Source organism: Marinobacterium lacunae (assembly GCF_000705555.1).
Lineage (GTDB): Bacteria > Pseudomonadota > Gammaproteobacteria > Pseudomonadales > Balneatricaceae > Marinobacterium_D > Marinobacterium_D lacunae.
Genome location: NZ_JMQN01000013.1, coordinates 115,237 through 134,252, shown reverse-complemented (window position 1 = coordinate 134,252; position 19,016 = coordinate 115,237). Strand labels below are relative to the sequence as shown.

General features: G+C 56.8%; 17 protein-coding genes and 1 other RNA gene. 10 read left to right on the top strand and 8 right to left on the bottom strand.

Features of this window, described 5'->3' with window-relative positions; genetic code table 11:
• Positions 1–28: 28 nt before the first annotated feature.
• The gene (locus ADIMK_RS03510; protein ID WP_051692408.1) at positions 29–1,354 is read right to left on the bottom strand and encodes an NAD(P)/FAD-dependent oxidoreductase; all 1,326 of its coding nucleotides are present in this window, start codon (positions 1,352–1,354) and stop codon (positions 29–31) included.
• 139 nt (positions 1,355–1,493) lie between these two features.
• Positions 1,494–2,333: a LysR family transcriptional regulator gene (locus tag ADIMK_RS03505; protein WP_036183674.1), complete on the bottom strand. Its 840-nt coding sequence runs from the start codon at positions 2,331–2,333 to the stop codon at positions 1,494–1,496.
• A 190-nt stretch (positions 2,334–2,523) separates the two neighbouring features.
• Here ADIMK_RS03505 and amaB point away from each other — a divergent pair, with 190 nt between their 5' ends.
• Positions 2,524–4,068 carry an L-piperidine-6-carboxylate dehydrogenase gene (gene amaB, locus ADIMK_RS03500; protein WP_036183671.1) on the top strand — a complete coding sequence of 515 codons (1,545 nt, stop codon included), beginning with the start codon at positions 2,524–2,526 and terminating at the stop codon, positions 4,066–4,068.
• A gap of 5 nt (positions 4,069–4,073) precedes the next feature.
• Here the strand turns inward: amaB and ADIMK_RS21210 are convergent, their stop codons facing one another.
• Together ADIMK_RS21210 and ADIMK_RS03490 are read right to left on the bottom strand one after the other, a co-directional pair.
• On the bottom strand, positions 4,074–5,363 hold the full coding sequence (locus ADIMK_RS21210; RefSeq protein ID WP_051692405.1) for a GGDEF domain-containing protein: 1,290 nt from the start codon (positions 5,361–5,363) through the stop codon (positions 4,074–4,076).
• A gap of 23 nt (positions 5,364–5,386) precedes the next feature.
• Positions 5,387–6,247 (bottom strand): phosphate/phosphite/phosphonate ABC transporter substrate-binding protein, encoded by an 861-nt coding sequence (locus tag ADIMK_RS03490; protein WP_231516993.1) that lies wholly within the window; start codon positions 6,245–6,247, stop codon positions 5,387–5,389.
• Positions 6,248–6,413: 166 nt separating this feature from the next.
• Between ADIMK_RS03490 and ADIMK_RS03485 the strand changes: the two genes are divergently transcribed.
• The 3 genes from ADIMK_RS03485 (at position 6,414) to ADIMK_RS03475 (ending at position 9,981) form a co-directional block, all read left to right on the top strand.
• Positions 6,414–7,571: a hypothetical protein gene (locus ADIMK_RS03485; RefSeq protein ID WP_156042774.1), complete on the top strand. Its 1,158-nt coding sequence runs from the start codon at positions 6,414–6,416 to the stop codon at positions 7,569–7,571.
• A 32-nt stretch (positions 7,572–7,603) separates the two neighbouring features.
• Positions 7,604–8,023, top strand: coding sequence for a hypothetical protein (locus tag ADIMK_RS03480; protein WP_036183664.1), 420 nt, complete (start codon positions 7,604–7,606; stop codon positions 8,021–8,023).
• 404 nt (positions 8,024–8,427) lie between these two features.
• A complete protein-coding gene (locus ADIMK_RS03475) occupies positions 8,428–9,981 on the top strand; it encodes a methyl-accepting chemotaxis protein (RefSeq protein ID WP_036183661.1) in 1,554 nt (517 codons plus the stop codon).
• A gap of 308 nt (positions 9,982–10,289) precedes the next feature.
• On the opposite strand, the gene ssrA is transcribed toward ADIMK_RS03475, so the two are convergent.
• Positions 10,290–10,648: a transfer-messenger RNA gene (gene ssrA, locus ADIMK_RS21640) on the bottom strand.
• Between the two features lie 65 nt (positions 10,649–10,713).
• Positions 10,714–11,193 carry an SsrA-binding protein SmpB gene (gene smpB / locus ADIMK_RS03470; RefSeq protein ID WP_036183658.1) on the bottom strand — a complete coding sequence of 160 codons (480 nt, stop codon included), beginning with the start codon at positions 11,191–11,193 and terminating at the stop codon, positions 10,714–10,716.
• Positions 11,194–11,347: 154 nt separating this feature from the next.
• Between smpB and ADIMK_RS03465 the strand changes: the two genes are divergently transcribed.
• From ADIMK_RS03465 to ADIMK_RS03455, 3 genes are read left to right on the top strand one after another with little or no spacing between them, the layout of a single operon-like run.
• Positions 11,348–12,712, top strand: coding sequence for a sodium-dependent transporter (locus tag ADIMK_RS03465; protein ID WP_036183656.1), 1,365 nt, complete (start codon positions 11,348–11,350; stop codon positions 12,710–12,712).
• Between the two features lie 21 nt (positions 12,713–12,733).
• Positions 12,734–13,165, top strand: a complete 432-nt coding sequence (locus ADIMK_RS03460; RefSeq protein WP_036183654.1) for a type II toxin-antitoxin system RatA family toxin — start codon at positions 12,734–12,736, stop codon at positions 13,163–13,165.
• A 7-nt stretch (positions 13,166–13,172) separates the two neighbouring features.
• Complete coding sequence (locus ADIMK_RS03455) at positions 13,173–13,490, top strand: RnfH family protein (RefSeq protein ID WP_036184160.1); 318 nt, start codon at positions 13,173–13,175, stop codon at positions 13,488–13,490.
• 18 nt (positions 13,491–13,508) lie between these two features.
• On the opposite strand, the gene ADIMK_RS03450 is transcribed toward ADIMK_RS03455, so the two are convergent.
• Entirely contained in the window at positions 13,509–13,832 is a 324-nt protein-coding gene (locus ADIMK_RS03450) for an outer membrane protein assembly factor BamE (protein ID WP_036183652.1), read from the bottom strand.
• A gap of 90 nt (positions 13,833–13,922) precedes the next feature.
• Here ADIMK_RS03450 and fur point away from each other — a divergent pair, with 90 nt between their 5' ends.
• Entirely contained in the window at positions 13,923–14,348 is a 426-nt protein-coding gene (gene fur, locus ADIMK_RS03445; RefSeq protein WP_036183650.1) for a ferric iron uptake transcriptional regulator, read from the top strand.
• Between the two features lie 75 nt (positions 14,349–14,423).
• On the opposite strand, the gene recN is transcribed toward fur, so the two are convergent.
• Positions 14,424–16,097 carry a DNA repair protein RecN gene (recN, locus tag ADIMK_RS03440; RefSeq protein ID WP_036183648.1) on the bottom strand — a complete coding sequence of 558 codons (1,674 nt, stop codon included), beginning with the start codon at positions 16,095–16,097 and terminating at the stop codon, positions 14,424–14,426.
• 166 nt (positions 16,098–16,263) lie between these two features.
• Here recN and grpE point away from each other — a divergent pair, with 166 nt between their 5' ends.
• Positions 16,264–16,869 (top strand): nucleotide exchange factor GrpE, encoded by a 606-nt coding sequence (gene grpE / locus ADIMK_RS03435; protein WP_036183647.1) that lies wholly within the window; start codon positions 16,264–16,266, stop codon positions 16,867–16,869.
• A 124-nt stretch (positions 16,870–16,993) separates the two neighbouring features.
• The gene (gene dnaK / locus ADIMK_RS03430) at positions 16,994–18,913 is read left to right on the top strand and encodes a molecular chaperone DnaK (RefSeq protein ID WP_036183644.1); all 1,920 of its coding nucleotides are present in this window, start codon (positions 16,994–16,996) and stop codon (positions 18,911–18,913) included.
• The last annotated feature ends 103 nt before the right edge of the window (positions 18,914–19,016 follow it).

Below are 19,016 nucleotides of genomic sequence, written 5' to 3'. Positions count from 1 at the left end.
CGTTTATCTCAACCGTTTAGTGACAGGGTTAGAGGCGGAAAATCCGCTGGTAGAGGTGGTACAGGTCCGATCCCCGGCAGTAGTACTCGCCCAGTAGGTGACGGAAGGGCATCTTACGGAGGTCAGTTACCGGCAGCGGCATCTCTTCGATGGGGGCGCCGAGCAGGTGGTCGGCGATCGCCTTGCCCATGACGCTGCCGGGACCTATGCCGCGTCCGCTATATCCGATGACGGTGATCAGATCCGGTGCCAGCAGGTGCAGGTGGGGCAAATGGTCGTCCGAGTAGGCGATTTTGCCGGTCCAGCCGTAACGCCAGAGTGCACCGTCGGCGTTGCCGACGATACGCGGGTAGTGGTCGGGGAACAGGGCACGCAGGTGACTGCTGGCCCAATTTTGCAGGAAGCTGGAGGTATCCCCGGCGAAGCGGCCGACGCTGCCCAGAATCAGGCGTCCGCTTTGATCCAGGCGCAGGGAGGTCATCACATCGCGGGTATCCCAGCAGCCTTGATTGCCTGGCAGAATCTGCTTGAGCACGTCCGTGTCCAGCGGGGCGGTCGCAAACTGGAAGAAGTGCAGGGGCGTAAAGGTCTGATCCATGCTTTTCCACAGGTCTGTGCTGTAGGCGTTGGTGGCCAGTACGACCTTTTCGGCATGTATCGCGCCTGAGGGGGTGGAGACAACCCAACCATCGCTTGCGCGCTCAAGCCCGGTGACCGGTGAGCGGGTAAAGATACGCGCGCCCAACGATAGTGCCGCCGTTGCCAACCCTCGTGCATAACCCAGCGGCTGGATGGTACCGGCACGGGGATCGAAGATTGCGCCGTGGTACGCCTTGCTACCGGTCATCTCGGCTGTTTTAGCGGCGCTGAGCAACTCGACCGGAGCGCCGCGCTGCTGCAACTGGCGGGTGCGCTCTTCAAGGTCGCGAAGGCCCGCACGCGAATGGCCTAGATGCAGGGTGCCGTTACGGGTTGCTTCGCACTGGATGCCGAAGCGTTCTATCAGTGAGTAAACCAGATCCGGTGCCTTGCTCAGTGCGGTGTACAGGCGCTGTGCCAGCGGCTTGCCCAGAACGGCTTCAATATCGTCGGGTTTGGTCCAAAGACCTGCATTGGCCAGCCCCACGTTACGGCCCGACCCGCCGAAGCCGATATCGTTGGCTTCAAGCAGGGTGACCTCTGCACCCTCCTCCGCCAGATGCAATGCGGTGGACAGCCCGGTAAAGCCACCGCCTATTACAACGATGCGGCTGGTGTGCTGGCCTTCCAGACAGGGTGTAAGCGGTGCCGGCGCGGCGCTGTGTGCCCAGAGTGAGTCCGGCAGATCGGCCTGGAGTGGTTCACGGTAAAACATAGTGGCTCCTCAAACACCCTGATGAGATCTGAAAAAGACAGTTATCAGTTGTCCTCAACTTCAGGTTAGAGAGACTCTGCTAAAGGTGGAAATACCGAATTCTTAGGGGGGGTATAGGAAAGAGTGATGGCTGACAGGGTCAGCCGCTGAACCTGAGCTGCGCCTGAGTGATGGCCTGTAACAGTTCCGGGGCCACGGGGCGCTGCTTGTCATAGGCAAACCCTATGATCCGCTTGAGCTCCACATTGGAGACGTTGCGCACCAGTATATCTTCGCGGTGGCGTGTCGATTGGCTGGGCACGATCGATACACCTAGCCCTGCTGCAACCAGATCCAGTGCGTACTCCTCCGTTTTTACGGTGGCACGGGTTATCAGCTGCAGGCCTCTTTCGGCCACGGCGAAGTGCCAGGCCTCGTCTATATCGCAGGGCTTGCGGCTGATGAACGCAGTGCCGTCCAAGGCTTCCAGTGGAATGTCATCGAGCGTGCTCAACTGATGGTTGCGCGGCATGGCCAGCACGTAGTGGTCTACCCAGAGTTTGTGAAAGGCCTCGTCGGGTTGGCGTTGGGTAATGGAGATGATACGAGCGTCCGAAGGCTCGTTTAGATCGACCAGTGTCAGGTCGAGGCCATCCACCAGATTGATCAGTTCCTTGACGATGAAACTGACACGGTCACCCGGTAGAAAGGGCATGATGGCCAGTCGCATCGGGAAGCTTGGCGTTGTCTCACGAAACAGATGCCGGATCTCGTCGACCTCGGATAGTACCTTGCAGGCACGGGGATAGAGCGCTTCGCCATCCGGGGTGGGAGTGACCCCCTTGGAGTGGCGGATGAACAGCGTACAGTCCAGATCCTCTTCCAGCTGGTGAACCGATGCCGAGATGGAGGGTTGGGCGACGAAACAGCGCTTGGAGGCGGCACTGAAGCTGAGTTCTTCGTATACGGCGACGAAATAGCGCAGGGATCTGAAGTACATGGCGGCTTGCCCGAGTCATAAAGAGTAGGTCTGCGGTTGAATTTAGATAAAAGCATTTCTTATGGCAATCGCGATGGTTATAGGAATTGTCTATATAGGGTGCAAATAATCGGTATTTCCGCTAACGGAAATCGCTCACTAGTATCCAGTGATCTGTTTCGATCAATCTCAGCTTTGCGAGGTAGTCACGATGAGTCACGATTTTCTGGCCAAACTCGGTGTGGATAACTTCCGTTCCGGCGACTTTTACAGCAGCGTCATCACCGGCGAGGCCAATCTGGTTGGCACCGGCGAGGCGTTTACCGCCCACAGCCCGATCAATGGCGAAGCGACGTCGACTTTCCGCAATGCATCGGTTGACCAGCTGAACACTGTCGTTGAACAGGCACAGGCGGCGTTCAAAGAGTGGCGCACCGTGCCGGCACCGCTGCGCGGCGAGTTCGTACGCATCATCGGCAACCTGGCCCGTGAATATAAGGAAGAGCTGGCACAGGTGATTACGCTGGAAGCGGGCAAAATCCTGCCGGAAGCACTGGGTGAGGTTCAGGAATGGATCGATATCTGTGACTTCGCGGTGGGCCTGTCGCGTCAGCTGCACGGCCTGACCATCGCCAGCGAACGTCCGGGACACCGCATGATGGAGCAGTGGCATCCGCTGGGTCCGGTGGCAGTTATCACCGCGTTCAACTTCCCGATGGCCGTTTGGGCCTGGAACAGCATGCTCGGTCTTGTGTGCGGTAACGCGATGGTTCTCAAGCCCTCTGAGAAGACCCCACTGTGCGCGCTGGCGATCCAGGCGATCGTTAACAAGGCACTGGAGCAGATGCCCGAAGTGCCCAAGAACATCAGCAGCGTCATTATCGGTGGCCGTGAAGTGGGTCAGGCGATCAGCGAAGACCGTCGCTTCCCGCTGGTGTCCGCTACCGGTTCTACCGCGATGGGTCGCAGTGTGGGCGAGACTGTCGGCAAGCGTTTGGGGCGTTCCCTGCTGGAGCTTGGCGGCAACAACGCCATGATCGTCTCTGAAACTGCCGATCTGGATCTGGCGCTACGTGCGATCGTGTTCTCGGCTGTCGGTACTGCCGGTCAGCGTTGCACCACACTGCGTCGCCTGATCGCTCAGGAATCGGTTGTTGATAACCTGATCGAGCGTCTGCCTAAATCTTACTCCTCGCTGCGTATCGGCGATCCGCGTGCCGAGGGTAATCTTATCGGGCCGCTGGTTGATGAAGGCAGCTTCGACCGTATGCAGAGCGCACTCAAGATGGCGGTCGAGCAGGGCGGTGAGGTGATCTACGGTGGTGAGCGTATCACCGAAAACGTACCGACCGGCGGTTTCTACGTGCGTCCGGCTATTGTGCGAATCGCACACGATGCGCCGATCGTGCACGACGAAACCTTCGCGCCGATCCTGTACGTGACCACCTACAAGACCATCGACGAAGCGCTGGATATCCAGAATGAAGTGCCCCAGGGGCTGTCGTCCGCGATCTTTACCGAGAGCATGCGTGAGGCAGAACTCTTCCTGTCGCCGGCCGGTTCTGATTGTGGTATCGCCAACGTCAATATCGGCACATCCGGCGCCGAGATCGGCGGTGCTTTCGGCGGTGAAAAGGATACCGGTGGCGGCCGCGAGTCCGGCTCTGACGCCTGGAAGAACTACATGCGTCGCTCCACCAACACCATCAACTACGGTGGTGATCTGCCGCTGGCTCAGGGGATCGTGTTCGAGTAATTCACTCACATCGGTTCAAGCCCGATATTGGCCCGGTTCGCCGGTGTCATATCGGGCTTTTCTGTATCGATCTCTTCGCCAATGGATACGCGGTTACGGCCATCCCGCTTCGCCGCGTAGCAGGCTGCGTCGGCGCTGGCCAGCGCCGCTTCGATCCCTTCACTGCTCTGCTTGAGCTCGGTGACACCGATGCTGGCGCCAACCGAAAAATTTTGGTCACCCCAGCTGAATGTATACGCCTTCACGGCTGTACAAATGGTGTTGGCCACCCGCACGCCTGACATCTCATTACAGCGTTTGAGGAGTACGGCAAATTCGTCGCCGCCGAGGCGGGCGAAGACGTCATCCCCGCGAATAGTGGTGCGAATCTCGCGGGTGATCTGCTTGAGCAACTCGTCCCCGGCAGGGTGTCCACAGCTGTCGTTGACTGTCTTGAAGTGATCGAGATCGATATAGAGCAGCGTGCCGTGAGGCGCATCGCCACTTTGAATCTGTTCAAGCAGTTCATCGAGCTGCCGGTAAAATTCCCGCCTGTTCAGAAGCCCTGTCAGCATGTCGTGGGTGGCTTCGAACTCGGCCTGCTGCTTCTGCTGGTTCAGGGCGGCTGCACGCTGCTTCTCGGTTTCGAGCTCTTCGGCCATGTCGATATGGTGGCGCTCGATGGTTCTGCGCATGTCAGAAAATGTCGTGGCCAGCTCGCCGATCTCGCCCCGCATATGCAGCGGCAACTCGGCCTCGTAGTCGCCGTGAATCAACTTGCGGGCAGCCTTGACCATCAGGTTGAGCGGGCGCCGGATGATGATCTCCACCTCGAACCAGATCGCGACCAGTAGCAACACCAGCAGTACCGTCAGGCCGGTCAGCAGTGAGTGTTCAAGCTGGTGCGCGACCCCGATGCTTGGGGTCATGTCGATACTGATGTTGAGTTTACCGATGGCCGGATTAAGAAATCCGACTGACTTTGTCAGCGTGAGCGTTGGCAGTTTGGGATCGATCGGTTCGGGATCGGCCAACGGGTAGAGTCGATCACCTTTTGGCGAGTAGAGTGTGATGCGCAACCAACTAGGATTGTCCTCTTTGATCGCATTGAGCATCTCGTAAACGCTGGCAATATCGCTCTCGAGTAACGGAGGTGTGATCGCCTCTGATACAAGTTGCAGCTGCGAGGCATGGCCCCCCTCTGCTATGTCGAGTGCCTGTTGTCCGGCAATCGGTATCACCAGAAAATGCACATACGCCATGAAACCGCAGGCGATTACCGCCAACAGAGACAGAAATTTGGTGCGTAATCCCATTCAACGCATCCGCTTACTGAGGGTTACTCGAGAAAATAGTATTGGTCCAGCCCCCAATCCAGCAGCGCCGAATAATCGGACATGCTGGCGGGTATGGGCTGAATCATCGGAATACGGGCCATCAATGCCTGCCCCTCCTCTGTGGCGGCGAGCTCGAGCCAGGCTGTTTTCAGGGCCTCCCGGTCAGCTTCGGGCACACGCGGGTGTGCGGCCAGCGGGTGAGGGTTCACGCCCCTGGTTTCATACAGAATACGCAACCGTGCTTTCACTTCGTCCGGCTGTGCACTGAAGGTGCTCAACACGCCGCCGCCCGCCGCCGTTTGACCCAGCGCCACGTTCAGGTAGACCGAGCTGTGGGTTTGCACGTAGCGGGGGAAAAATTCGATACGGTACAACGCACTCAAATCGGCGCGGGTCATCAGCGATGCGCCAAGGGCGTTGGGCGAGGGAAAGGCGATGATCTTTTTTTCCAACTGGGAAGGATCGGTATACGGGCTGTCCTTCTTGACCACCACGATACCGGTTAACTGCCGAGACGCATCGCGCACCAGCGGGATATACCCCTGTGACTGATTGGCCTTGAGCACGTGATAGGGGTTCATGTAGGCAAAGTCATATTCGCCGGCGAGAAACTTCTTTTCAAACACCGGTATTTTCGGGCTGCCGATCAGTTGCAGATCGAAGGTTAGCTGTTGTTCCAGTTCATCGATGATCGGTTGCCAGATTGAAAACAGTTTACGTTGCTCAAACTGGGGGACCACGCCCAGAGAATAGGTCGTGCGTTCTGCGGCGGAGGCGACGATGGGCAGCAGTATCAGAGGCAACAGGAGGACGAACAGTGTCCTTAGTGGTTGCCAAAGGTGAGGGGTGGATCTTGAACGCACGGTATCCTCTCCTTATACACGTGGCCCACGTTGCCTGATGGGTCAGGATTTGTGGCTCCTGAGGCCATACTATCCTGTAAAAAATCGGTATACCAATCGCATCGCCCGCTAATTAGATGTAAATGAAAGGAATCTTGAGGCGGCTCAATATTGCCTCGGAGTTACAGTGGTGCGGCTGACTCAAAGTTGGAGCAACCAACGAGAAGTGGCGGCAACGCCAAAACTGTACCAGACTGGATTTACGGCGCGTTGTGGTCCGATTTTAAGGCCTCAGGCGCGGGTAACAGGGATAGAGGATCAGGGATTGATCGACTCCAGCGGCCGCTTCGCCACGGCGCACTGCCCCCCTTTTCTAGTTTGTCCCCTGTCTTGTCCGGATGCATCGCTTCGTCGTGGTGCCGGTATCCTGCGTCCACGTGTCGACTGGCAAAGAACAGCTGAATCTGCCCGCGATAGAGGGCATCAACTCAAGGGAACTGAATGTATGAATGTACAAAAACGCGTTTGTCTGCTGCTAATACCTCTGATTCTTGCCGGCTGTACCAACCTCAAGGAGGTCGGGGATTACGCAGGGGAGTCTGCCAAATTCACCGCCTATACCGAACTGACAACACGGTTTAAAGACACCTACTACCGGGAAAAGCCCTACCTCTATGGCCAGTCTGCTGAATGGGCGAAGGAAAGCGATGCCAAGCGACAGGCGGCTTATGACGACCTGATCAAGATTCATAAAAGCGTGGCGCTGTACATGAAAACACTGGCGAAACTCTCCGGTGAGGAGAGCTTTGATCTATCGAAGAATATTGATGCAGTGGCCTCGGGCATAAAAGAGCACTCTGATCCGGTCATCGATAAAAAACAGGTCGATGCGCTGGCCGATATCACGAAAGTCATTGCCAAATGGGCAACCGCTGCACAACAGGAAAAAGCGGTAAAAAGCATGATTCGTGAAGGGAATGCGCCTTTGCAGGTCACGCTCAAGGGGATGCAGGACATCTTAGGTGACTACCGCGCCACACACGACAACGAAAAGGCAACGGTGCTGGGATTCTTAGAGCTTGAGATCGCCTCTCGGGATGCGCCCGAGGACTGGCTGCTTGCGACGCTGGCGAAGGCGCATCTGCAAGCCAAGACCCAGGAGTACGAGCGGTCTGAAAAGCAGTACGACGAAGCCGAGAAGGGTGTGATTCGCATCGCACAGGGACATAAAGAACTGTTTGAAAATATCGATAACTTATCGAGTCAGGAGTTTAAAGAGAGCATCAGTCAGTTTGCGAAAGATATTAAGTCTATTCGAGAAAACCTGGGTGTCGTTCGTAATTAAGGACAAAACGGTTCGGTCAAGGAGAAACCAACATGGCATTAGCAAATCAACAGGAAGTGGAAGCGTTGGCGGACAAGTTGACGGAGTGCGCCAACTCGATTCACGAACACCTCATGGCGAAGGTTAAAAACGGTGAACTGACCCATCCACAGGCACAAATCATTTTTCAGGATGAGATGGTCCTGCGCCAGTGTGCCAATAGTTTGTATATCGATGCGGTGAACTGTGTGGTGGAAGGCGTGGCAGAATCCCAGAGTAGCCTGATCGGTGTGGTCGAGGTTGCCAGAGATGAGCTTAAACGTATCGCACATATAGCTGTGTTTATCGATCTCGTTGCGGATCTGGTGGTGTTGGTAACGGCCGCTTACGCGGCAAAACCCGCCCCGATACTGGCAGCCATCAAGGAGGTCAAGGAGGATCTGGAGGCGCTGGAAGAGCAGGACGGTCAGTAGTGCAGCGGGTGCTGACGGACGGGAGTGTGTCTGGTGCGGGCTCCCGTCGACGTTATCCTGCTATTGACGCTGCACCGATTGCCGCTATGATGCCCAGCCTCGGCTCATCCTGTCCCCGGTTGGACAATACCGCAATAACCCCACATTAACCCTGCAAATCGATAGTTTTGTGCCAGACTGTGGTGAATAGCCGACGTTAACGGGCTTTTGCTGCTAGCAGGCAAAAGGCCCTCCGATGTCGATTGTGAGGATAACGGGCAAAGCGGCATCCCTGTGGATTTTTGAGCTGTGGGTCATTGGGAAAACCGCGTGTTCCGGTCTACATTCCCGAAAGGTTAATATTTTTTAATGTAACCTAAATGCATTAACCAGGCTTGCTTGCCAAAGGGACGAGGAATCAGAGCATGCGCGTCAATAAGCCCGTTACCACCACCGAAAAGCGTTTCCCCCCCGAACAAAAGCTGATATCCACGACGGATGCCAAAGGTGTTATCAAACACTGTAACCAGGCGTTCATCGATATCAGCGGGTTTTCCAAAGAGGAATTGATAGGAAAGCCTCACAATCTGGTCCGCCATCCGGATATGCCTGCCGAGGCGTTCAACGTCATGTGGGAGCACCTCAAAGCGGGAAAGCCGTGGATGGGGCTGGTCAAAAACCGCTGCAAAAACGGTGACTTTTACTGGGTTAACGCCTATGTAACACCCATCACCGAGAACGGGAAAATTATCGGTTACGAGTCGGTGCGCGTCTGTCCCAAACGAGAGGATGTCGAGCGTGCGCAGCGGGTATACGAGCGCATCAATCGGGGAAAGTCCGCCGTGCCGTTCAGGCTGCCTGTGCCCCATTGGGTGATGTTTGGGCTCTCGCTGGTGATAGCGGCCTATCTGATGGCGATCGATATGACGCAAGCGGCTGCCATTCTGATGGCCGCAGGCGGTGCGTTGTCGTTGGCGGTGCAGCAATTTGTGTCGCAGCGTGCTTTGGCCAGCGTACTTGGACTGGTCACGAAATCTTTCTGCCATCCGGTGGCGGTGGCCACCTATACCGACGACCCTGGCCCTATCGGCGCGCTCAAGGTTGCGATACTGAGCGAGTTTGCACACCTTGAAACGGCCCTGACGCGCATACAGGACGCCGCCCAGAGCGTGGCGGTCGAGGCACAATCGGCGCAGGAGCTGTCGCATTCGTCTCATGATGCTCTCATGCGTCAGCAGGGCGATACCGAGCAGGTGGCGGCGGCTGTTCATCAAATGGCGGCCACGATCAACGAAGTCTCCGGCCATGTGCAGGAAACGGCCAGTCAGGCCGATAACGCCAATCAGGTGGTGCACTCGGGTAAAAACTTTGCACTGACCGCACGGGAGTCGATCGATCAGCTCAACAGAACCGTTGATGGCATTGCGAGCTCTATCGGTGAGCTGGCTCAGCAGACCCACAAGATCGCAGAGGCGGCAGGCATCATCGAACAGATTGCCGAGCAGACCAACCTGCTGGCGCTGAACGCCGCCATCGAAGCGGCGCGAGCGGGCGATCATGGCCGCGGTTTTGCCGTTGTTGCCGACGAGGTACGCCAATTGGCAAAACGGACGCAGGACTCCACCGGCGAGATTCACGATATTCTCAGCAAGCTGCGCAAGAGCGTAGACGGTGCCGTCGAAATCGCCGGCGAAGGGCAGAGTCAGGCCCATGACGGCTTGAGCAACGTCTATGAAACCGAACAGATCCTAAACCAGATCTCGGAAATGATGTCCAACATCGCGAACATGTCGCTGCAGATGGCCACCGCCGTGGAAGAGCAGGCACATGTATCCGACGAGATCGGGCGGCAGGTCACCAGCATTGCCGATATCTCGGCCCATAGCCTTAAAGAGACCGAGCAGTCATCCAGCATGATGCGTAAGTTGCGCGGTGTGGCCGATGAGATGAAGGAGCTGGTGGTCGGTTTCCGACGTTGATGCAGTGGATGTAAATAGAGAGCAAACAGCCCAGGGCTCTATAGCTCATGCTTGCGGGCTCTGGCGTATATCAGGCAGTGGGTGACATACGCCCCGGTTACAACGCTATCGCTGCTACGAAGCTGCAGCGCTCCTGGATGGGAGCTCAACAGTAAAGGTTGTACCGCAGTTTGGTGAGCACTAGGCGACTGACCGATCTGTACCGATAGACGCTAGATGGGTACGGCAAGCATCGACATTCTTTGCAGATATTGTTGAAGGTATAAACGAAAAAAAGCCTGTAAAAACAGGCTTTAACTTTAGCAATTTGGTGGAGGTGGCGGGTTTCGAACCCGCGTCCGCCAATCCTCTGCCTCGAGATCTACATGCTTAGGCTGCTCTATTTAATTAACCCGTCGCGACCCGAGAGCCAGGGTGCTGTGGGCGAGCCTTTTTAGTTTTAACCGTTCAGCTTAAGGCGAAGCATCCGGGCGATTCTGTCTCATATGACACCGCGAACCTCTGAGTTACAGACACCTTAGAGTGCGGCGCTAGCTGACTTAAGCAGCTAGAGCGTAGTTATCGTCGTTAGCAACTATAACTAGTGTGATGAGGGATTTACGAGAATCATCACGTTCTCGGCATGCACCCAAGGGTTCGTAATCAGCGTCGAAGCCAAGTCACCCCCGGATAAGAGCGCGAAGTTTACGCCATCAGTAGACAACATGAAAGGGGGATAGGTTCGACCCTTCCTTATGCGTTGTGTACCGCCATGGCGCGCTGTTTTTCGCGGTTAGCGTCTTTTTCTTTCTCGGCGGCGCGTTTGTCATGCAGCTTCTTGCCTTTTACAAGCGCGATTTCGCATTTCACGCGGCCGTTCTTCCAGTACAGGGCAAGGGCGACACAGGTGTAGCCTTTGGCCTCGACCGATTCGGCGAGCTTGTTGAGTTCTTTACGGTTGAGCAGCAGCTTGCGGTCGCGACGAGGATCGGCGACAACATGGGTGCATGCTGTAATCAACGGAGTGAAGTGCGCACCGACCAACCAGGCTTCGCCGTCTTTGAACACAACGTAGGAGTCGACCAGCTGAGCACGGCCATCACGCAGGCTCTTGACCTCCCATCCGGTCAGGGACAGGCCAGCCTCGAACTTGGTGTCGATGGTGTATTCGTGCTTCGCACGTTTGTTGAGGCAGATGGTATTTCCGCCCGGAGCCTTTTTCTTTTTTGCCATGGGGCGCGATTATACGGCTGGGGCAGGCGCAAAGAAAGCGGGGACGTTGCTGATTAAACGTTCAAGATTTTGACCTGGATTCTGAAGCAACGGTTGCGGGTGTTGGCTTAAATGTGAACAATTGCGCGCCTAACGCGAAACCAAAGTGAGAACCATGCCAAGAAAGCAGTCTATTCATGGTGCCTGGACCAATCGCTGGATCTTCATCCTTGCGGCCACCGGCTCCGCTGTCGGATTGGGTAACATCTGGAAGTTTCCCTACATTGCAGGCGAGAACGGAGGCGGAGCCTTCGTACTGGTGTACCTGTTCTGCATCTTGCTGGTCGGTATTCCGATCATGATGTCAGAGGTTCTGATCGGTCGCCGCGGGCGTCAAAGTCCGATCAACTCCATGCGCGAAACCGCGTATGAGGCAGGGCATCACGGGCGCTGGGCCGGTGTTGGCTGGATGGGCGCGTTAGCCGGTTTCTTCATCTTCTCTTTCTATTCCGTCGTAGCCGGGTGGGTGTTGTACTACATCGCCGGCATGGGGGTGGGCAAGTTCGTCGATCTGGGCAGTGAGCAGGCCGGGCAGATATTCAACGGCTTGCTGGCCGATCCCGAAACGCTGCTGATCTGGCATACGCTGTTTGTGGTGATCGTAATGATGGTGATCGCCGGGGGCGTGAACAAGGGGCTCGAGCGTGCCACGCGCGTCCTGATGCCAATGCTGTTCGTGCTGCTCTTTGTGCTGCTGGCGTACTCGATAAGCAGTGGCTATTTCAGCCAAGGCTGGGACTTCATGTTCCACTTCGATCCATCTGAGCTGTCATGGAACGCGGTGCTGGTCGCACTGGGCCATGCCTTTTTCACCCTGTCTTTGGGGATGGGGTCGATCATGGCCTACGGTTCCTACATGGGTAAGAAAGACTCCATCGGTGGCACGGTGCTGGCGATTGCAGCGCTGGATACGCTAGTGGCGCTGGTGGCTGGGCTTGCGATCTTCCCGATAGTGTTCGCCAATCAGCTCGACCCCGGTGCAGGCCCGGGTCTCATGTTTATCACCCTGCCGGTGGCCTTCGGCCAGATGCCGGGCGGTCAGGTGTTCGGTTTCCTGTTCTTCTTGATGGTGGGCTTCGCGGCCTGGACGTCAGCGATTTCGCTGATGGAGCCGGGTGCGGCTTGGCTGGTGGAAACGCTGGGCATGAGCCGGGTGCGCGCGGCGCTGCTATTGGGTGTTGTCGTATGGGCGCTCGGTATTCTGGCGCTGAGCTCGTTCAACATCACGGCAGATCTCACACTGCTTGGCATGACGGCGTTCGATTTCCTCGATTTCCTGACCGCCAATATCATGTTGCCGCTCGGTGGATTGTTTATCGCGATCTTTGCGGGGTGGTATCTGACCCGCGAAATGACCGAGGATGAACTGTCACTGCGTTCGGCACTGATCTATCATGCGTGGCGATTGGTGATTCGCTATGTGTCGCCGCTGGCGGTGGCGGTGATCTTCGCGCTTAACCTGTATCAGAAGCTTGCCTGATGGCACGGTAAAGGAGCAGATATGGCTCAGGTGAACCGCAGCGCGCTGGTGTTGCATACCGCTGAAGAGATGTTCGATCTGGTAAATGACGTGCGCCGATACCCGGAGTTTCTGCCCTGGTGTGCGTCTACCGAGGTGGTCAGCGAAGTGGGCGACACGTTGGAAGCGACGCTGCATCTGGCCAAGGGTGGCTTGAAGTACAGCTTCACCACCCGCAATACGCTCTCGCGCCCGAATCGTATGGAGATCGCGCTGGTCAAGGGGCCGTTCAAGTCCCTGACCGGCATCTGGACCTTTACGCCGCTGAGCGACGAGGCCAGTAAAGTCGAGCTCAATATGCATTTCGAGTTTTCGGGTAAACTGACGGGCGTTGCGATGAGCAAGGTGTTCAATTCCGTGGCAACGACGCTGGTGGATGCTTTTGTCACCCGCGCCGATCAGATTTACGGCTGAGGTTGAGATGATTACCGTTGAAGTGGCGTATGCACTGCCGCATGAGCAGAAGATTATTGCCGTACAGGTAGAAGAGGGCTGCACGGCCTATGAGGCGGTGATTAAGTCACGCATCGCCGAGGTGTTTTCGCAGATCGACCCTGAGAATGATCCGATGGGGATATTCGGCAAGGCGATTAAGGATCCGAAGAAGGAGATCATGAAAGCGGGTGATCGTATTGAGATCTACCGTCCGTTGATCGCCGACCCGAAAGAGGCCAGAGCCAAGCGCGCGGCCAAGCTCAAAGCACAGAAAGAGAAAGAAGCGCAGGACACCGATAGCTGACCTGCGCCTGGTGCACAATCAGCTGCCGGGGCGGAAATCGCCGGTCAGGCGGCTGAGTTTGCCATCGGTGAAGTAGAGCGATACACGCTCCTGTACACGCGGCTCACCACCGGGCTTGAAGCTGTACAGGTAGTCCCAGCGGTTGGGGCTGAAGGTATCGGTAATCAGCGGGGTTCCCATGATGTAACGAACCTGGCTTTCGGTCATGCCGGGGCGAAGCTGATCGATCATCTCCTGGGTGACCACGTTCCCTTGCGGAATGTCGATCTTGTAAACACCTGGAAATTCAGAGCAACCGCTGACAAGTACGGCCAGTGCTACACTAATAAAAACCTTTCGCATCTGATAATGACTTCCGTTTTCGCCGCTAAAAAAAGATAATGAAGTCTAACACTGCCATTTGTGAACCGTATAGCGATTAGAGATAAGAATATGGCCCTCGAAAATCAAGAGCTGCGTAAAGCGGGGCTCAAGATCACTCTACCGCGTGTGAAGATCTATCAGATTCTGGAGCGCGCTGGAGAAGGTGAGCATTTCTCAGCAGAAGATATCTATAAAATGCTGATGGAAACCGGTGAAGACGTAGGCTTGGCTACGGTTTACCGCGTTTTGACCCAATTTGAAGCGGCCGGACTTGTTGCCCGTCACCACTTCGAGGGCGGCCACTCGGTATTCGAACTGGCCCGCGACGAGCATCACGATCACGTTGTCTGTGTTAAATGCGGCAAGGTGCGTGAATTTGTCGACCCGACGCTGACCGTGCGTCTCGACGAGATCGCCGACGAACTTGGCTTCACCGTCACCGACCGTACGCTCTACCTGTACGGCGTCTGTCGCGACGGCTGCGAAGAGAGCTGATCGTGCTTTTATGCTTTTAGCGCAATAAAAAACCGATCACTGAGGATCGGTTTTTTATTGTCCGGCCTTAGGTGATCAAGCCGATTTCAGCATCTCCCGGGCATGCTCAAGTGAGGTGTCGGTGATGTCGATACCGCCGAGCATGCGCGCGACCTCATGAACCCGTTTCTCCTCCGACAGCTGGTCGATGCGGGTGCGGGTGAGCTCTCCCTTGGAATCCTTGCTCACGAACAGGTGCTGGTGTCCCTGAGAGGCCACCTGTGGCTGGTGGGTAACGCAGAGAATCTGCGCACGCTCGCCGAGTTGGCGCAGCAGGCGACCGACCACTTCGGCGATGGCGCCGCCGATGCCCACATCCACTTCGTCGAAGATCAGCGTCGGTGTGCTGGAGGTCTGTGCGGTAACCACCTGAATGGCCAGGCTGATACGCGACAGCTCACCGCCCGAGGCAACCTTGGCCAGCGCACGGGCAGGTTGTCCCTTGTTGGTGCTGATCAGGAACTCCACCTCTTCGAGTCCGTTGGCGTTGTAACGGCTGGAGTCGTAAGGCGTCAGACACACTGCGAAATGCGCCGCCAGCATGCCCAGGCTGTGCAGCTGTTCATCCACCGCTTTGCTCAATTTATCGGCCGCTTTCTGGCGTGCAAGGCTCAGTTGTCCGGCCGCTGCCAGATACTCCTCGTGTGCGACGCGTACATCTTTCTCCAGGTGTTCCAATTCGTCATCGCTGCGGTGCAGGCCGCTAAGCTCGCCTTTAAGTGATTCGTGGAACGCGGGCAGATCTTCGGCATTGATGCGGTGTTTGCGGGCGATGTCGTAGATGCTGCTCAGGCGCTCTTCTACTTCCTGCTGACGCTCAGGATTGATCTCGACCGAGTCGAGATAGTTACGGATCTCGCGACTGGATTCGTCGATCTGAATATGGGCGCTGGCCAGCATTTCGGCGGCCTGCTGCAGTGCCGGCGCCTGAGAGCCGAGGCTTTCGAGCAGGTGCTGGCAGTGGCTGAGCAGGCTCAGGCAGTTTTCGCCTTCGCCGTCGCTGTCTGAGGTCAGACTTAATAGCTGGTGACCGGTGCCCAGTATCTCACCGGCATTGGCCAGTACCCGCTGTTCCTCTTCAAGTTCGGACAGCTCGCCGGTTTGGAGTCCCAGTTGATCGAGCTCTTCGATCTGATAGCTGAGCAACTGCACGCGGGCGCTGTGCTCTTCGCTCTGTTCGGTCAGTTGGGTAAGCTCGGTGTCCAGCCGACGCCAGCGATGGTAGGCGCGACGTACCGCCTCGGCCTGTTCGGACTGTGCCGCGTACTCATCGAGCAGAATACGGTGGTAATCCTTTTTCAACAGGCGCTGGTGCTCGTGCTGGCCGTGAATATCCACTAGCAGCTGGCCCAGTTCGCGCACCTGTGTCAGCGGTGTCGGGCGACCGTTGATGAAGCTGCGGGAGCGACCGTCGGCGCTTACCACGCGGCGCAACTGGCACTCGCCGTCGGCTTCCAGCTCCTGCTCGGACAGCCAGGCACGGGCTTCAGCCAGTGCGCTGACATCGAAGCAGGCGCTGATCTCGGCTTTCTCCTCGCCTTCGCGAACGGAGTCGCTTTGCGCGCGCTCGCCCAGGGCAAGGCCCAGGGCATCGAGCATGATCGATTTCCCGGCACCGGTCTCGCCGCTGACAACGGTCATGCCGTCCTTCAGCTCGAGGTCTAATTTATCAACAATGGCATAGTTGCGAATGCTCAGCAGCGTCAGCATAGCGGCCCTTTACTGGTTTTCTATACAGTAGTTTGCTGTATAAGCCATTTACAGCAGACCTGCAATCCCCCGCCGGAAAATTCCCGCGCAAATTACCCTTGAATCGACCGAGGACAGCCCCATATAGGGAGCCAGTAATAAGTTGCAAACCATGTGGAGAAACCCGATGGCAGACGAACAGCAGAAGCAGACAGAGACACCGGCAGCAGATCAGGTCAATGTGGAGCAGCCTGAGAATGTGGTCGAGCCGGGTGCCGAGAACGTCGAGGTAGCAGCCGACGCCACTGCCGATGCCGAAGCGCTCAAGGAACAGCTGGCGCTGGCCGAGGCGGAGATTGCAGATCTGCAGAAACAGTTGGCCGAGCTGCAGCCGCGCGCTCAGGCCGAGATCCAGAACATGCGCCGCCGCGCCGAGCAGGATGTCGAAAAGGCACGCAAGTTTGCGCTGGAGAAGTTTGCCGGTGAACTGCTGCCGGTTGTAGACAGTCTTGAGCGCGCGATCGAAGTCTGCCAGTCCGAAGATGAAGCGACCAAGGCGCTCAAGGATGGCGTGGAAATGACGCTTAAACTGTTCCTCGATGGCCTTGGCAAGTTCAATGTCGAGCCGGTCGACCCGCAGGGGCAGGCATTCAACCCGGAGCACCATCAGGCGATGTCATTGGTTGATGCGCCGGATGCCGAGCCGAACACCGTGGTTGCCGTGATGCAGAAAGGTTATCTGCTCAACGGCCGTCTGGTGCGCCCGGCCATGGTTATGGTTGCGAAAGGCTGATCAAAAAAGCTGCAACGGTTGCCTTGAAAAGCATTGGGCCAGACCCATATAGAGAATCAACAGTTAACACAGTGTGTGTTTCCCCGTAACACCGGGGAATCGATAAAGAATAGTGGAGCAGAACATGGGCAAGATCATCGGTATCGACCTCGGAACCACCAACTCATGTGTGGCCATCCTTGAAGGCGAAAAGACCAAAGTAATTGAAAACGCAGAGGGCGATCGTACGACCCCGTCCATCATCGCCTACGCCAATGATGGCGAGATCCTGGTCGGTCAGCCGGCCAAGCGTCAGGCGGTGACCAACCCGGACAACACCCTGTTTGCGATCAAACGTCTGATCGGTCGTCGTTTCAAGGACGAAGTGGTTCAGAAAGATATCAAGATGGTGCCGTACAAGATCATCGAAGCCGACAACGGTGACGCCTGGGTCCAGGTCAAGGACAAGAAGATGGCGGCGCCGCAGATTTCGGCTGAAGTGCTGAAAAAGATGAAGAAGACCGCTGAGGACTACCTCGGTGAGCCGGTGACCGAAGCCGTTATCACCGTACCGGCCTACTTCAACGACTCTCAGCGTCAGGCAACCAAGGACGCAGGCAAGATCGCCGGTCTGGAAGTTAAGCGTATCATCAACGAGCCGACCGCGGCTGCGCTGGCGTACGGCATGGACAAGTCCAAGGGTGACAAGACCATCGCTGTATACGACCTCGGTGGTGGTACCTTCGATATCTCCATCATCGAGATCGCCGATGTCGACGGTGAGCACCAGTTCGAAGTATTGGCGACTAACGGTGACACCTTCCTCGGTGGTGAAGACTTTGACCTCAAGCTGATCAACTATCTGGCTGACGAGTTCAAGAAAGAGAGCGGCATCGATCTGCACAATGATCCGCTGGCCCTGCAGCGTCTGAAAGATGCGGCTGAGAAAGCGAAGGTCGAGCTGTCCTCTGCACAGTCTACCGACGTCAACCTGCCGTACATCACCGCCGATGCAACCGGTCCCAAGCACCTGAACGTCAAGGTCAGCCGTGCCAAGCTCGAGTCTCTGGTTGAAGATCTGGTTCAGCGCTCTCTGGAGCCGTGCCGCATCGCACTGAAAGATGCCGGCCTGTCCGGATCCGAGATCGACGAGGTGATCCTGGTCGGTGGTCAGACCCGTATGCCGATGGTGCAGAAAGCGGTTTCCGAGTTCTTCGGCAAAGAGCCGCGCAAGGACGTTAACCCGGACGAAGCCGTTGCGATCGGTGCTGCCATTCAGGGCGCCGTACTGTCTGGCGATGTAAAAGACGTTCTGTTGCTCGACGTGACGCCGCTGACCCTCGGTATCGAAACCATGGGTGGCGTGGCGACAGCGCTGATCGAGAAGAACACCACCATCCCGACCAAGAAGTCGCAGGTGTTCTCAACTGCCGATGACAACCAGACCGCGGTGACCATCCACGTGGTTCAGGGTGAGCGTAAGCAGGCAAACCAGAACAAGTCGCTGGGCCGTTTCGACCTGGCCGACATTCCGCCGGCGCCGCGCGGTGTACCGCAGATCGAAGTGACCTTCGATATCGATGCCAACGGTATTCTCAATGTGTCTGCGAAAGACAAGGCGACCGGCAAGCATCAGTCCATCGTGATCAAGGCCTCTTCCGGTCTGTCTGATGACGAGATCGAAAAGATGGTTCAGGATGCCGAAGCGCATGCTGAAGAGGACAAGAAGTTCGAAGAGCTGACAGCGGCCCGCAACCAGGGTGATGCGATGGTTCACACCGCGCACAAGACGCTGAAGGATGCAGGCGACAAGGCAACTGCGGAAGAGAAAGAGAAGATCGAATCGGCGATCAGCGCTCTGGAAGAAGCGCTGAAAGGCTCTGACAAGGCTGATATCGAAGCCAAGACCGAGGCCCTGACCGAAGCCCTGTCGACTCTGGCGCAGAAGATGTACGCCGAAGCGGCTGAGCAGGGTGGAGCCGAAGGCGCCGAATCCGCTGCCAAAGACACGGCTGACGATGTGGTCGACGCCGAGTTCGAAGAGGTTAAGGACGACAAGAAGTAAGCGTTCGCTACCTCTAAGAACAGCAACAAAGAGTGGCAACGCGGGTTCGGGGATATCCCTGACCCGCGTTGTCGTGTCCGGCTCCCGCGGAGTCATCTGACCA